Annotated in this window: 16 protein-coding genes; 6 read left to right on the top strand and 10 right to left on the bottom strand. The window is 68.4% G+C overall.

Features of this window, described 5'->3' with window-relative positions; all coding sequences use genetic code 11:
* The first annotated feature begins 72 nt into the window (after positions 1–72).
* The 3 genes from PW843_23060 (at position 73) to PW843_23050 (ending at position 3,131) form a co-directional block, all read left to right on the top strand.
* Positions 73–1,278 carry an MFS transporter gene (locus tag PW843_23060; protein ID MDE1149445.1) on the top strand — a complete coding sequence of 402 codons (1,206 nt, stop codon included), beginning with the start codon at positions 73–75 and terminating at the stop codon, positions 1,276–1,278.
* A gap of 24 nt (positions 1,279–1,302) precedes the next feature.
* Entirely contained in the window at positions 1,303–2,013 is a 711-nt protein-coding gene (locus PW843_23055) for an HAD family hydrolase (GenBank protein MDE1149444.1), read from the top strand.
* Between the two features lie 236 nt (positions 2,014–2,249).
* Positions 2,250–3,131: a beta-1,6-N-acetylglucosaminyltransferase gene (locus PW843_23050; GenBank protein MDE1149443.1), complete on the top strand. Its 882-nt coding sequence runs from the start codon at positions 2,250–2,252 to the stop codon at positions 3,129–3,131.
* On the opposite strand, the gene proB is transcribed toward PW843_23050, so the two are convergent.
* The 5 genes from proB to PW843_23025 all read right to left on the bottom strand — a co-directional run bounded on the left by proB (position 3,123) and on the right by PW843_23025 (position 7,260).
* A complete protein-coding gene (gene proB, locus PW843_23045) occupies positions 3,123–4,310 on the bottom strand; it encodes a glutamate 5-kinase (GenBank protein ID MDE1149442.1) in 1,188 nt (395 codons plus the stop codon). The two genes, PW843_23050 and proB, sit on opposite strands and share 9 nt — an antisense overlap.
* Positions 4,311–4,313: 3 nt before the next feature.
* Positions 4,314–5,396, bottom strand: coding sequence for a GTPase ObgE (obgE, locus tag PW843_23040; GenBank protein ID MDE1149441.1), 1,083 nt, complete (start codon positions 5,394–5,396; stop codon positions 4,314–4,316).
* A 243-nt stretch (positions 5,397–5,639) separates the two neighbouring features.
* Positions 5,640–5,921 (bottom strand): 50S ribosomal protein L27, encoded by a 282-nt coding sequence (gene rpmA, locus PW843_23035; protein ID MDE1149440.1) that lies wholly within the window; start codon positions 5,919–5,921, stop codon positions 5,640–5,642.
* 38 nt (positions 5,922–5,959) lie between these two features.
* On the bottom strand, positions 5,960–6,277 hold the full coding sequence (gene rplU / locus PW843_23030) for a 50S ribosomal protein L21 (GenBank protein ID MDE1149439.1): 318 nt from the start codon (positions 6,275–6,277) through the stop codon (positions 5,960–5,962).
* A 179-nt stretch (positions 6,278–6,456) separates the two neighbouring features.
* Entirely contained in the window at positions 6,457–7,260 is an 804-nt protein-coding gene (locus tag PW843_23025; GenBank protein MDE1149438.1) for a methyltransferase domain-containing protein, read from the bottom strand.
* A 171-nt stretch (positions 7,261–7,431) separates the two neighbouring features.
* Here PW843_23025 and PW843_23020 point away from each other — a divergent pair, with 171 nt between their 5' ends.
* The gene (locus PW843_23020; GenBank protein ID MDE1149437.1) at positions 7,432–7,902 is read left to right on the top strand and encodes a DUF6491 family protein; all 471 of its coding nucleotides are present in this window, start codon (positions 7,432–7,434) and stop codon (positions 7,900–7,902) included.
* Between the two features lie 139 nt (positions 7,903–8,041).
* Here PW843_23020 and PW843_23015 read toward each other — a convergent pair whose 3' ends face one another.
* The 3 genes from PW843_23015 to PW843_23005 form a co-directional block, all read right to left on the bottom strand.
* Positions 8,042–8,674 (bottom strand): TRIC cation channel family protein, encoded by a 633-nt coding sequence (locus PW843_23015; protein MDE1149436.1) that lies wholly within the window; start codon positions 8,672–8,674, stop codon positions 8,042–8,044.
* Between the two features lie 16 nt (positions 8,675–8,690).
* Positions 8,691–9,188, bottom strand: a complete 498-nt coding sequence (gene lspA, locus PW843_23010) for a signal peptidase II (GenBank protein ID MDE1149435.1) — start codon at positions 9,186–9,188, stop codon at positions 8,691–8,693.
* A 187-nt stretch (positions 9,189–9,375) separates the two neighbouring features.
* Positions 9,376–10,185: a helix-turn-helix domain-containing protein gene (locus PW843_23005; protein ID MDE1149434.1), complete on the bottom strand. Its 810-nt coding sequence runs from the start codon at positions 10,183–10,185 to the stop codon at positions 9,376–9,378.
* Positions 10,186–10,296: 111 nt separating this feature from the next.
* On the opposite strand from PW843_23005, the gene PW843_23000 reads away from it, so the two are divergent.
* Positions 10,297–10,977: a glutathione S-transferase family protein gene (locus PW843_23000; GenBank protein ID MDE1149433.1), complete on the top strand. Its 681-nt coding sequence runs from the start codon at positions 10,297–10,299 to the stop codon at positions 10,975–10,977.
* Between the two features lie 91 nt (positions 10,978–11,068).
* Entirely contained in the window at positions 11,069–12,313 is a 1,245-nt protein-coding gene (locus PW843_22995) for a Xaa-Pro peptidase family protein (protein MDE1149432.1), read from the top strand.
* A 149-nt stretch (positions 12,314–12,462) separates the two neighbouring features.
* On the opposite strand, the gene PW843_22990 is transcribed toward PW843_22995, so the two are convergent.
* The gene (locus PW843_22990) at positions 12,463–12,936 is read right to left on the bottom strand and encodes a DUF3280 domain-containing protein (protein MDE1149431.1); all 474 of its coding nucleotides are present in this window, start codon (positions 12,934–12,936) and stop codon (positions 12,463–12,465) included.
* Positions 12,937–13,010: 74 nt separating this feature from the next.
* Complete coding sequence (locus PW843_22985) at positions 13,011–13,928, bottom strand: LysR family transcriptional regulator (GenBank protein MDE1149430.1); 918 nt, start codon at positions 13,926–13,928, stop codon at positions 13,011–13,013.
* Between the last annotated feature and the right edge of the window lie 247 nt (positions 13,929–14,175).

The raw sequence follows: 14,175 nt of genomic DNA, 5'->3' as shown, positions 1-14,175 counted from the left end.
ATATCTTATGCGCGGCCCCCCGCCCGCCATCGTGGCACATAAGGGACGCACTTCCGCGGTATCGAGGGCGTCATGGACAGAAGCTGGCTCAAGATCGTCTGGTTCTATTTCGTCGGCGTCATCGCCGCCGCCCAGTTGGGCAAGATGTCGGCGCTGATCCCCCTGATCGCGCGCGACCTGACGCTCAGCCTGACCGTGGCGGCCCTGGTGATCTCCCTGCTGGAGATCGGCGGGGCCGGGTTCGGCCGCATCGCCGGCGGCATCATCCAGCGGGTCGGCCGGCGCCCGGCGCTGCTGGCCGGCACCGCCCTGCTGGCCGTGGGCGGGGTGGGCGAAAGCCTGGCGCGGGGCCCCGGCGACCTGATCGCCTGGCGCGTGCTGGAAAGTGCGGGCTACCTCGCCACCGTCATCGCCGCCCCCATGCTGATCCTGGAGGTGGCAAGTCCGCGCCAGCGCGGCGTGGCACTGGCGTTGTGGAGCAGTTTCGTGCCCGTGGGCCTGGCCCTGGGCGCCATCGCGTCCGGCTGGGCGGCGGCGGCCTGGTCCTGGCGCGTGGCCCTGTTGGGGGGCGGGGTGACGGCGGCGGGCGCGCTGGCGCTGTCCTGGCCCATGACCGCCAGCGTGGGGGCACGCGTGCGCGACACGGCCGCCGGCAAGGCCGGCGCCACGCGGCGGGCCTGGGCGCTGGCGGTGGGCTTCGGCTGCTACACCACGTTCGAGGTCGGGCTGCTGGGCATGCTACCCACCTTCCTGGTGGACCGGGCCGGCGCCAATGCGGACACCGCCGGCCTGGTCACCGGCATCGCCTCATTCGCCACCGTGGCGGGCAGCGTGGTGGCGGGATGGTGGAATCACCGCAACCACGGGCGGGACCTGGCGCGCAGCACCTCATTCGCCCTGATGGCGCTCAGCATCGTGCTGCCGGCCGCCCTGCTGTTCCTGGTGTTCACGCCCGGCCCGGACCTGGCCACCGCCGCCGGCGTGGTCATCGGCCTGAACGCCCTGTCCGGTGTCTATCCCGGCCTGGCCTTCGCCATGCTGCCAGCGGTGGCCGGCAGCGACCGGGGCCTGCCGGCGGCCAACGGCCTGCTAACCCAGTTCGGCGCCAGCGGATCCCTGATCGGCCCGCCGCTGTTCGCGGCCTGCGCCGGTCATTGGGGCTGGCCCAGCGCCGCCGCCTGCGGCCTGACCGCATCGCTGCTGTGCCTGGCCTTGATGCGTGCGGCGGGGGTATCGTCACCCCCTACAGCGGCGGCCACCAGCGACCGGGCCGCCTGACGTTCCTTTGGAGTTTGTTTCCCCATGTCCAGACCTCTGCCGCCACGCGTCATCGCCCTGGATGGCGACGACACCCTTTGGCACAACGAGGCCATGTTCTCGACCTCGTACGGCGAGTTCCGCGACCTGCTGCTGCGCCACAGCGATCTGGATCCCGCCACCATCGATGACCGCCTGCTGTTGGTGGAACGGCGCAACCTGGCGGCCTACGGCTACGGCATCAAGGGCTTCACCCTGTCGATGATCGAGACGGCGCTGGAACTGACCGGCGGCCGCATCCCCGGCGACGCCATCCAGACGCTGATGGGCCGCGGCCGCGCCATGCTGGCCCACCCGGTGGACCTGATCGACGGTGCGGCGGAGGTTATCGAGACCCTGCGCGAGCGTGACCACGAGATCTGGCTGATCACCAAGGGCGACCTGTTCGACCAGGAAAGCAAGATCGCCCGCTCCGGCCTGGCCGATCTGTTCCACCGCATCGAGATCGTGTCGGAAAAGGACGACGCCACCTACCGCCGCCTGCTGGACCGCCACGGCGTGGATGCCGCCGATTTCGCCATGGCCGGCAATTCGCTGAAATCCGACGTGCTGCCGGTGGCGGCCCTGGGCGGCCGGGGTTTCCATGTGCCCTATCACACCACCTGGGCCCACGAGATGGTGTCCGGCCCCATCGCCCACCCCTATATCGAGCTTTCATCCTTACGTGAATTGCCGGGTGCGTTAGGGTCCAGGTAAGGAATCGACTCGGGGGACAGCGCCCGTGGCCGCCTTAGCAGGCGCGCCCACGCTGGCTACGCATGCCTTGGCCAAACCCGTCGCATCATTCGATGCGGCACGTAGCCGCGCGTCGGTTATGGCTATTGGAATAGGATGATTCTCCGAACTATTACTATATATGTAGTACCGTCGGATTAATCCCTGCCGACTCCCGGTCGCCGCGAGCCCAAATGCCTTTATTATACAACATATTGGTGCATGCGGAGCTGCAGCAGCTGGGGCGGCTTTTGCGCACCCTATACAACGAAGACGATTATTTTATTATCCATATCGACCGACGCGCGAAATCATCAACGCTTATCGGCGTGTCGCATCTGGTTGAGTCCCTCAAGAACGTCTCCGTCATTTCGACACGCACATGCTCTTGGGGTGGCGTAAGCCTGGTTGACGCGACATTGGACATGATGGCGCTGGGGCTTCGGCTTCATCCGGTGTGGAGCCACGCCGTCATTCTGTCCGCCACCCATCTGCCGGTTCAAACCGCTGAACAGATCAGGCGTTGGGCACCAGCGGGCAAGAGCATCCTGTCCTGGGACAGGATAAGTGGAGCCGACTGTCCGAAATGGCTCGCCGGCACCTATGACCGGATCGAATGGGAATATGTGGAAATTCCCGGCGCCGGCATGAGAAAGGCGGACAAACTGGGGCCGGTTGAGTTCTCTTATTTCAAGGGCTCGCAATGGTGCACGATCGCCCGGCCCCATGTTGAATTCGTGGTCGAAAACATGCACTCGGCCATCGCGACCAGACTGCGAAAGTCCAACATGGCTGACGAGGCCTTCTTTCAGACCATGCTTCTGAATTCGCCGCACGCCGCCAGTTGCGCGCAAGGCGACAGCACGGCGGCGAAATGGGTGTCCGGCGCGTCCAGGCCCGCCATGCTCAGCCTTGACGAACTCACGGAAATGTCAAAGACGACCAAGAAACCGTTCATCCGGAAGGTTGCGGAAAACCTGGGGGATGAACAGCTGGCCGGCATCTTCTTCGAGGCGCTGAGGAAAGAGAAATTCCACAAGAGAATGGAAGAGAATTGCAGGTCCGCCGAGACGGCCGGCCTGTACCGGCTTTCATCCTAACGCCAGGTCATCCCGGTGGATCATCTCGTCCCGGCCGCGCCAGCCCAGGCTGGCCTCGATCTCCGCACTGCGGCGGCCCTGGATGCGGCGGGCGTCATCTGAGGAATAGGCCACCAGGCCGCGGGCGATGACGCGGCCGGCCAGGGTGCGCACCGCCACCAGGTCACCCCGCTCGAACGTCCCGTCCACCTCACGCACGCCGGCGGGCAGCAGGCTGCCACCGCGGGCCAGCGCCTGGGCGGCACCATCATCCACCACCAGGGTGCCGGCCGGCTTCAGGGAACCGGCGATCCAGCGCTTGCGCGCCGTCTGGGGTTCGGCGGCCGGCAGGAACCAGGTGCACAGCGCCCCTCCCTCCGCCACCGGCCGCTCCAGTGCCGCCAGCGGGTTGTCGCGCTTGCCGGAGACGATGGCCATGCGGCAGCCGGCGGCCAGCGCGATGCGGGCGGCGGCGATCTTGGTCACCATGCCGCCGCTGCTGTAACCGGCGGGCGGTTCCCCCGCCATGTCCTCGATCTCCGCCGTCACCTCGGTCACCACCGGCAGATGGCGGGCGTCCGGGTCCTTGCGCGGGTCGGCGGTGTACAGGCCATCGATGTCGGACATGAGGATCAGGGTGTCGGCGCTGATCATCTGCGCCACGCGGGCGGCCAGGCGGTCGTTGTCGCCGAAGCGGATCTCGGCCGTGGCCACCGTGTCATTCTCATTGATCACGGGCACCGCCCCCAGCTTCAGCAGGGTTTCAATGGTGGCGCGGCCGTTCAGGTGCCGACGGCGGTCCTCGGTATCGTCCAGGGTCAGCAGCACCTGGGCCACGGTGATGTCGTGGCGGGCCAGGGTTTCCTGGTAGGCGTGGGCCAGGCGGATCTGCCCCGTGGCGGCGGCGGCCTGCTTTTCCTCAAGCTTCAGCGGGCGGCCCACCAGGCCCAGATGTTCGCGCCCCACGGCGACCGCGCCGGAGGAGACGATGACCACGTCCACGCCCCGGCGGCGCAGGGCCGCCACGTCGTCGCACACGCCGTCCAGCCAATCGCGGCGGATCTGGTGGGTCTCGCCATCCACCAGCAGGGCGGAGCCGATCTTGACGATCAGGCGCCGGGCACCCAACACCGGCGGGACATCTAACAACGCCACCGCACCGGTTGGGGAAACATCCTTGCGGGCGGTGGCGTCGGTCATTTGCTAACGTGTCCCTTTATCGGCCTGGGAAATGTCATCCAGGGGATTGTACCGCGCCTTGTATGCCTTGGTGCGCGCTTCCTCGCCATCACCAAGACGCGCAGCCTTGATCTGCTCCAGAAGCGCGAACAGTACGTCGGGCACATGTTCGCCGGTGGCACCGGACAGCACCATCACCGGCTTCTTGGCCGACCGGCGCAGCTTCAGCTTCTTTTCCGCCAGCTCTTCCTCGGTCAGGGCGTCGACCTTGTTCAGGGCCACGATCTCCGGCTTGTCGGCCAGGCCGCCGCCATAGGCACGCAGCTCACGCCGGATGGTGCGGTAGGCCTTCTGCACATCCTCCTGCGTGCCGTCCACCAGGTGCAGCAGCACGCGGGTGCGCTCCACATGGCCCAGAAAGCGGTCGCCCAGGCCGTGGCCCTCGTGCGCGCCCTCGATCAGGCCCGGAATGTCGGCCACCACGAACTCCTCCTCACCCGCGCGCACGACGCCCAGGTTGGGCACCAGCGTGGTGAAGGGATAGTCGGCGATCTTGGGCCGGGCGCGGGACACGGCGGCCAGGAAGGTGGACTTGCCGGCGTTGGGCAGGCCCACCAGGCCGACGTCGGCGATCAGCTTCAGGCGCAGCCAGACCCAGCGCTCCTCCCCCGGCCAGCCGGGACCGGACTTGGTCGGCGCACGGTTGGTGGAGGTCTTGAAGTGGGCGTTACCGAAACCGCCGTCACCGCCCTTCAGCAGGACGACGCGCTGGCCCACCTCCATCATGTCAGCCAGCACGGTTTCCTGGTCGTCATCCAGCACCTGGGTCCCGACCGGGACCTTCAGCACCATCTGCTCACCGGCGGCACCGGACCGGTCGCGGCCCATGCCGTGGCCGCCGCGCTGGGCCTTGAAGTGCTGCTTGTAGCGATAGTCGATCAGCGTGTTCAGGCCGTCCACGGCCTCGATCACGATGTCGCCGCCACGCCCGCCGTTGCCGCCATCCGGTCCGCCGAACTCAATGAACTTCTCACGCCGGAAACCGACGCAGCCGGGGCCGCCGTCACCGCTCTTGAGGTAGATCTTGCACTGGTCCAGGAACTTCATGATGGGCGGGCCTTATATTAATGGCCTTTGATCGGTATCGATCAAAGGCCCCCTCAATCGCCGGGCGCGGGCATCCGCCCGCTTGGCTTCCTCGCTCCGCCCTTCGGTGCTCGCTCCGGCGGCCCCAGTCGGGGCCTATCAAAAAAGAGAAGCGGCGTTTGCGCGAAGCGCGGCAAATGCAAATCGGGGGGACGGTCACCCGTCCCCCCGATCAGACTCGATACCTGTGCCGAAACGGGCAGGTTACTCGGCGGCGAGGGCCACCGGCGCCTGGGCCAGTTCAACGGACACGTAGGTGCGGCCCTGACGGCCGGTGTGGAACTTCACCGAACCTTCGGCGGTCGCGAAGATGGTGTGGTCCTTGCCCAGGCCGACGTTGGCGCCGGGGTGGAACTTCGTGCCGCGCTGGCGGACGATGATGTTGCCGGAAACGACGGCTTCACCGCCGAAGGCCTTCACGCCCAGACGACGACCGGCGCTGTCACGACCGTTGCGGGAGCTACCGCCTGCCTTTTTATGTGCCATCTCGAATACTCCTTAAATCGAGGGGGGCGGGCTGCCGATTAGGCGCCGGCCTGGATGTCGGTGATGCGCAGGATCGTCAGGTCCTGACGATGGCCGTTCTTGCGGCGGTAGTTCTGACGGCGCTTCTTCTTGAAGACGATGATGTGGGGGGCGTGCGCCTGGGCCACAACGGTCGCCGTCACGGCGGCGCCAGCCACCAGCGGGGTGCCGACGGTGGTGCTGCCGGCATCGCTGACCAGCAGGACCTCGTCCAGCTTCAGGGAGGCGCCGGCGTCACCCGCCAGCTTCTCGACCTTAATGACGTCGCCGGCCGCGACCTTGTACTGCTTACCGCCGGTGCGGATGACTGCGAACATTCTAGCCCACCACTGATCTGGCCGGGGCTGGTGCACGAGTGACCAGCGCCCACGCAAAACGGAACGACGGGACCTAGCACAGGACCCGTTTCTAAGAGAGCGCGCACTATACAGGCGACCACCGCCCTGTCAAGCACCCCCAATACGAGTCCCGCGCGCCCGGCACGGTTGCGGGAATCTCAGGGCTGGGCCTCGGGATCGCCGGCCCCACCGCCCGGCGCCACCAGCCGGGGCAACATGCGCCGCTCCGCCGCCAGGCCGGAAAAGGCGGGCTGGGCCACCGACGGGGCCATGCGCCGCCGCGCCTCCACCACCCGGGTGGAGGTGGTGGCGTAGATCTGCTTGCTGGCTTCGACGATCTGCACGCCGGCGAAGGCGCGAAACCATTGGGCGCCCAGGTTTTCCACGGCGCCGGCCGAGGCCATGAGGAAGCGCGACCGCATGGGCGGCATGAACAGCGCCGACGTCTCCCGTTCCGGCACGAACAGGTTGGCACGCAGCACGCGGCGCAATTGCCCGGTGGAAAAGGGGGAGCCATGGCCGAACGGCGTGCGGTCGGTGCGGGCCCAGATGCCCCGGCGGTTGGGCACCACGGCGATCAGGCGGCCGCCGCCGGCCAGCACGCGCCAGATCTCCTGCATCATGGGTTTCAGGTGCTCGGTGAACTCCAGCCCATGGACCAGCAGCACGCGATCAACCGACATGTTGGAAAAAGGCAGTTCCGATTCTTCGCCCAGGGTCACCAGCCCCGGTCCCTCGGGCGGCCAGAACACCACCCCCTGGGCGGCGGGCATGACCGCCATCACCCGTTCCGCCTCCGGCAGGAAGGGACGCAGGAAGGGTGTCGCGTAGCCGATTCCCAGAACGCGCTGGCCGCGCACGTCGGGCCACAGCTCACGCAGGCGGCGGCGCACCAAGCGGCGGACCACCTGGCCCAGGCTGCTTTCGTAGAATTCGCGCAGGTCGACGACGTCATTGTACATCGCCTGGATGCTAGCACGGCTTGCTGGCGGAAGCCTATCCGGGCCGATCGGCCTATCCGCCTGGGTGGAAGGCCGCACGTATACGGGGGGCGCGGCACAGCGCCGCCATCCGCTTGTGGGCATGCGACTCGGGGCGTACCGTATGGACCAAGCCCCTGCCGGAGAGCCGCCATGTCCCGCCCCCTCGCCCTTGCCGCATTCCTCGCCACCGCCCTCCTGGCGGGATGCGCCGCCCAGCCGGATCAGGCGGCAGGCCCCGATGGCACGGCCGTGGCGTCCGCCCAGCCCACCAAGGAAGACCGGGGGCCGCTGTGCATCTCCATGCGGGACATCAAGGACACCAAGGTCATCAATGACCGCACCATCCTGGTGACGCTGCGGGAACGCGGCAAGTTCCTGCGCGTCGATCTGACCGACCGCTGCGTGGGCCTGGGTTTCTACGGATTCGCCCACGTCTCTTATAATGATGAGTTCTGCCGCACCGACCCGCTGACCTTGGTGGGCATGCCGGTGTCGCCCACCTGCCTGATCGACCGCATGATGCCCATCGACAAGGAGGCGGCCGACGCCCTGATCGCCGCGCAGAAGGCGGACAAGCACAAGGGCTCGGATGCTGACAAGGGCACCGGTACGCCAAACTAATGCCAGCGGCACGAGAGCTTACTCGTGTCGCTGTAGGACGCGACGGCGTCCGCCGGAGATTCCCGGGGAGCCGAAGGCGGACTGGGAATCGAGGATTAGCCCAGCGGGCGGATGCCCGCGCCCGGCGCCTGAGGGAGCCCTAGGACCCCAGACCCGCCGCCGTGGGCAGACCCCAGTGCCGCCAGACGGCCACCATGCGCAACGCGAAGCAGGCGCCGCCGCCGGCCAAGGCGGCGTATTTGGGTGCCACCCCCAGGCGGATCAGCGTCACCATGACGGCGGAGCCGAACAGGGCGGCGGTGGCGTAGACGTCCACCCGCAGGATGGCCGGCACCTGGGCCAGCAGGATATCGCGCAGGGTGCCGCCGCCCACCCCGGTGATGGTGCCCATCAGCACGGCGCTGAACGGCGGGATGCCGCGTTCCAACGCCTTTTCCGTCCCGGCCACGGCGAACAGCGACAGGCCGGCCGCATCCAGGGCGGTCATGACCCCCAGCGGGATGTGGCCGATGGCGGCATGGCCGATGAAGGTGGCGGCCCCGGCCGCGAAGGCTGCCGCCGGCAGGCGCCAGTTCTGCACTGCCGCCGGCGGGGTGGCGCCGATCAGCACGTCGCGCAAAACCCCACCGCCCAGAGCCGTGGCGAACGACAGCACCAGCACGCCGAACAGGTCCAGCCCGCCGCGCAAGGCGGCCATCGCCCCTTCCATCGCGAACAGCACGGTGCCGGCCATGTCGGCCACCGCCAGGATGCGATCCGTTTTCTTGCCCATCCTCAGGCTGTCCCGATCAAGAGGCGGCCGGGCGGCAGCCCGTCAGGCTGCCCAGGACGAACAGCGCCACCCCCACCATCAGGCCGACGTCGGCGACGTTGAAGATGCCGGTGCGCACCGGGCCGATGCCCAGGTTCAGGAAATCGAACACCATGCCGTCCTGCGCCAGGCGGTCCCACAGATTGCCCAGGCCGCCGCCCAGAAAACTGCCGGCACCCAGCAGTTCCAGGCGTGTCAACGTCCGCGCCCGCAGGCTCCACACCAGCAGGGCCAGCAGCACCAGGGCGACGCCGACGGTGAAGACCAGGCCACGGGCATGCTCGCCCATGCCCGCCCCCAGGCTGAGGAAGGCGCCGTGGTTGTAGACGGGCGTCACCAGGATGGCGCCGTTCAGCGCCACCAGATCCACGCCCGGGGTCAGCGCCCGCTTCAGCCAGGCCTTGGTCGCCTGGTCGGTCACGACCCAGGCCAGGGCCGCCGGCACCAGCCAGCGCAATCGATCCCACATGGTCATTCCTGTCTTCCATCCTTGTCCGCGCGGCCTTTGATCTTGACCGATCAAAGGCCCCCTCACGCGCCGGGCGCCCGCATCCGCGGGCTTGGCTGATCCTCGCTTTCCAGTCCACTACATTCCCCGGAAAGCTCCGGCGGTCCCGGTCGGGACCTACAGCCGCACGAGTCAAAACTTCGTGCCGCTGGTCTTAATCTTTTGGAACGCAGGCGTCGCGATAGTCGGAGGGTGATTGCCCCACCACGGCCTTGAAGTCACGGGTGAAGTGGGCGTGGTCGAAATACCCCAGATCCTGCGCCAGGGTGGTAAGGTCCACGGGCCGGCCCTGGCCCAGCTGGTGCGCCGCCTCGTGCAGGCGGGCGCGGCGGATGACCCATTTGGGCGAGACGCCCACCAGCTCGGCGAACAGCCGTTGCAGGGCGCGGGTGCCCAGGCCGGAACGCGCTGCCAGATCCTCCACCCGCAGGATGTCGCGGTCGGCCTCCACCAGCGCCACCAGGCGGTTGACCTCGCCCGCCATGGGTGGCGGCTCGGCCAGGGCGCCCCGGATCAACGGCTCCGCCACCGCCACCATGCCTTCGTCGCCCTCCGCCGCCAGCACGGCCTCCTCGGCACCCGAGGCCGCCTCGCCCAGCACAAGGGTCAAAGGCTCCACGCGATCGACCAGGGTGGACAGGGGTGCGCCCAACAGTGCCCGGAAACCGGCGGGCCTGAAGCGGATGCCCAGCACCCGGCCGACGCCCTGAAGTTCATAGGCGAAGACGCCCCGCATGGGGCCGAAGATGGCGGTGCGCCCCCGGTCGAACACCAGGTTCACGGCCGGATAGGGCAAGGTGCGCTGGACATGGGGCGGCTGGCCCGCCAGATCCCAGGCGACCACCCAGTAATGCTCCACCACCGGCGCCAGATCATCAGCGGGCAGGTAACGGCCCAGGCGGAAGCGCTGGGCCGCCGCACCGGGCGCCAGCACGCCCTTGGGTGCGGCGGTCACCGGGCGCATGGGTTTTTCCCCCATCCAGCCACCGGACGGCCGTCGCGTTTTTGCAAGCCGGCGGGGCGGAGGGCGCCTATCGTCAGCCTCAGCCGCGCATTCTGGACACCGAGGACGGTCATGAAACTCTATTCCCTGCCGCTTTCCCCCTACGCCGCCCGGGTGCGCGCGGCGATCCATGCCAAGGGCCTGGCCATCGACATCGTAGCGCCGCCGGCCGACTGGCGCACCTCCGCCGAATTCCGCGCCCTGAACCCGCTGGTGCGGGTGCCCGTGCTGATGCTGGACGACGGCACCGGCCTGCCGGAATCGGCGGTCATCGTCGACTATCTGGAAGAGGCCTTCCCCGAGGTGCCGCTGCATCCCGTGAGCCCACGCGACCGTGCCCAGGTGCGCCTGGTCACCGCCGTGGCCGACCAGTATGTGATGCGGGAGATGGGGCCGCTGTTCGGCCTGTTCGACACCAAGAACCGGGATGAGGCGGCGATCACCGCGCAACTGGCCAAGCTGGATGCGGGGCTGGGGCAGTTGGACGCCCTGCTGGCCGCCCATGCCGGCACCTACGCCTTCGGCAACCAGGTCACCACCGCCGACGCCTGGCTGACGCCCATCCGCTACACCCTGCAAGGGTTGATGGGCTTTTCCGGCCGCACGGAACTGCTGGACCGCCACAAGGCGGTGGCGCGCTATGCCGACACCCTGCGCACCAGCCCCGCCCTGGCCCGGGTGTGGGACGAGATGGAGGACGGCTTGCGGGCCTTCATGGCGCGGCGCGCGGCGGAGGCGGCGGCAAGCGCCTGAAATCGGCGCGAAAAGGCGGTGTTCTTGTGATAGACGGGACGGCAGACAGCCGGATGAACCGGCCCCGAAAATCGCAGGGAAGACTTCGACCATGGTCTCGCGCCGCCTTTTCCTGTCCGCCGCCGCCGTCGCCCCCTTCGCGGCCCCCCTGCTTGCCCGTGCCGCCGCGGATACGCCATCGGACCTGAAACCCCTGACCGCCAACGCCCAGCCCATCACGGCGGCGGAGCGGCAGGCCCGCATGGCCAAGCTGCAGGACCTGATGGGCCGCCAGGGCATCGCCGCCTTCCTGGTCGAATCGGGGTCCAGCCTGGAATATTTCACCGGCATCCGCTGGCACCGGTCGGAACGCACCACCGCCGCCCTGATCCCAGCCAAGGGCAAGGTGGTGGTGGTGACCCCGGCGTTCGAGGAACCGTCGGTGCGCGAAACCCTGGCGGTGGACGGCGACGTCCGCCCCTGGGATGAGCACGAAAGCCCGTTCCAGCGCATCGTCCAGGCGCTGAAGGACAGCGGCATCCGGACGGGCAAGGTGGCGGTGGAACCCACCACCCGCTTTTTCATCATCGACGGCATCCGCCAGTTGACGCCCGACTACGACATCATCTCCGGCGACGCGCTGGTGCGGGCCTGCCGCATGCACAAGTCGCCGGCAGAACTGGCCCTGATGCAGGTGGCGAACGACATCACCCTGGCGGCCTTGCGCCACACCCACACCCGCATACAGCCGGGCATGAGTGCTGCCGACATCGCGGGCCTGGTGGACGGCGCCACGCAGGCGCTGGGCGGCCGCACCGAATTCTCCCTGGTGTTGCTGAACGAGGCCAGCGCCTATCCCCATGGCTCCATCCAGCCGCAGGTGGTGCGCGACGGGTCCACCATCCTGCTGGACTGCGGCTGCGCCGTGCACGGCTATCAGTCCGACATCTCGCGCACCTTCGTGTACGGCCAGCCCAGCGCCCGCCAGCGCAAGGTGTGGGCGACGGTGAAGCGTGGGCAGGAGGTGGCGCTGGAAACCGCGAAGCTGGGCATCCGCGTGGGCGACATCGACAAGGCCGTGCGCCGCTATTACGAGGGGGAAGGCTGGGGCCCCGGCTATCGCCTGCCCGGCCTGTCACACCGCACCGGCCACGGCATCGGCCTGGACGGACATGAATCACCCTACCTGGTGTTGAGCGACGACACGCCCCTGGAACCCGGCATGTGCTTCTCCGACGAGCCCGGCATCTACATCCCCGGCGAATTCGGCATCCGGCTGGAGGATTGCTGGCACATGACGGAAACGGGGCCGAAGCTGTTCACCGGCCTGGCCGCGTCCATCGAACAGCCGGTCTAGGAACCGTCTCCGTACACCCCCTCAAGCGCCGGGCGCCGGCATCCGCCGGCTTGGGCTTCCTCAGTTTTTAGTCCGCTGCGCTCCCCAAAAACTTCCGGCGGACGCCGTCGCGTCCTACACCAGCGTGAGGAAACCTCACGCTGGTGGGATCATTCATTAAACACGTGCTCCTCCAGCAGGAATTTCAGGCCCCGGTTCCAGGACACGTCGGTGTTGCCGCGGATGTCGACGCTGCCCCCCTTCAGCAGGGCGCCGGTGCCGGCGTCGCGGATGCTGACGTTCAGGTTCAGGATCAAATTGCTGACCTTCTGCACCCAGGCGATGACGGCCACCTTGGCGCCCGCCTGGGTCGCCACCTCGAAGGCGCAGGGCGGGCAATCGCGCGGGGCCGGCTGGGCCTTCAGCTTGGCCGCCCAGGGGCCCAGATCGACGATGCGGTAACGACCCGACTGGGCAAGGGCCGCCTGAAGGTCGGCGCCCAGGCGCGCCACCCGCGCCGTCTCCTCCGCCGTCGTCTCGGCGGGGGAGGTGTTGACGAACTGCACGTCGAACACGGCGGTGGGTTCCGTCGCCGCCCAGGCCGGGCCGGCCGTCAGCAGGACCGCCAGTAGACCCGCCGCCATCCATCGAAACATCGCATCCTCCCGTTTCCGGCAGCATGGCGGCAACGGCGAACAGGCGCAGGATGGACTTTCGATCAAGACGCCGCGAAATGGGGCGCGGCCGCCGTCGCCCGCACCAGATGGTCGATGAAGGCGCGCACCCGGGTCGGCACCGGCCCGCCGCCGACGTGGACGGCGTGCACCTGTTCCAGATCACCGGGGTTGTGATCCTCCAGCACGGGCACCAGGTCACCCCGCGCGATGTCCTCGGCCACGTGGAACAAGCCCAGGCGGGCGATGCCGACGCCGGCCAGCGCCATCTGGCGCAGGGTCTCGCCATTGTTGACCGACAGCGGACCGGCCACCGGCTGCGTCTCTTCCCGGCCGTCCACGCTGAACGGCCAGCCGGCACCGGCACGGCGGAAGGTGAAGGCCAGGCAGTCGTGGTGGCGCAGGTCGGCCGGCGCCGCCGGCACGCCCTTGCGCGCCAGATAGGCCGGGGCGGCACACACCACGCGGCGGCTTTGCCCCAGCTTGCGGGCCATCAGGGCGCTGTCGGGCAGGTCGCCCATGCGGATGGCGATGTCCGCCTTCTGCGCCACCAGGTTCACCATCTCATCCGTCAGGCTGAGGTCGATCACCATGTCCGGATGGCGGGCCAGGAAGGTGGCCACCGCCGGCGCCACCACCATGCGGCCGAAGGGCAATGACGCGCTGATCACCAGCCGGCCGCGGATGGCGCCGCCGGCCGCCACGCGCTCCGCCGCCGCCATGTCCTGCAGGATGCGAAGGGCAGCCTGGTGATAGGCGGCCCCCTCCTCCGTCAGGGTCAGAGCGCGGGTGGTGCGCACCAGCAGGCGGGCGCCCAGCCGCGCCTCCAGCCGGGCGACCAGCTTGCTGATGGCCGAGGGGGTCAGGTCCAGGCTGCGTGCGGCTGCCGAAAAGCCGCCCTCCCGCACCACCCGGGCGAACACCTCCATCTCCCCCGACCGGTCCATGACGATGCGCGGCACTTATTCCTCACAGTCACAAATACTGTTCCACCTTACTCCATGGTGGTGCTGGCCCCCCAGCCATACCTTCAGGCCCGTTAGTCGCACGCGCGGCCTTCGATCGTGACCGATCAAAGGCCCCCTCAAACGCCGGGCGCCAGCATCCGCTGGCTTGGCTGATCCTCACTTTTCGGTCCGCTAACGCTCCCCGAAAAGTTCCGGCGGCTGCGGTCGCAGCCTACAGCGGCACGAAGCGGAACCTCGTGCC

Source organism: Azospirillaceae bacterium, from assembly GCA_028283825.1.
GTDB lineage: Bacteria > Pseudomonadota > Alphaproteobacteria > Azospirillales > Azospirillaceae > Nitrospirillum.
This window is presented reverse-complemented; position numbering and strand designations above follow the sequence as displayed.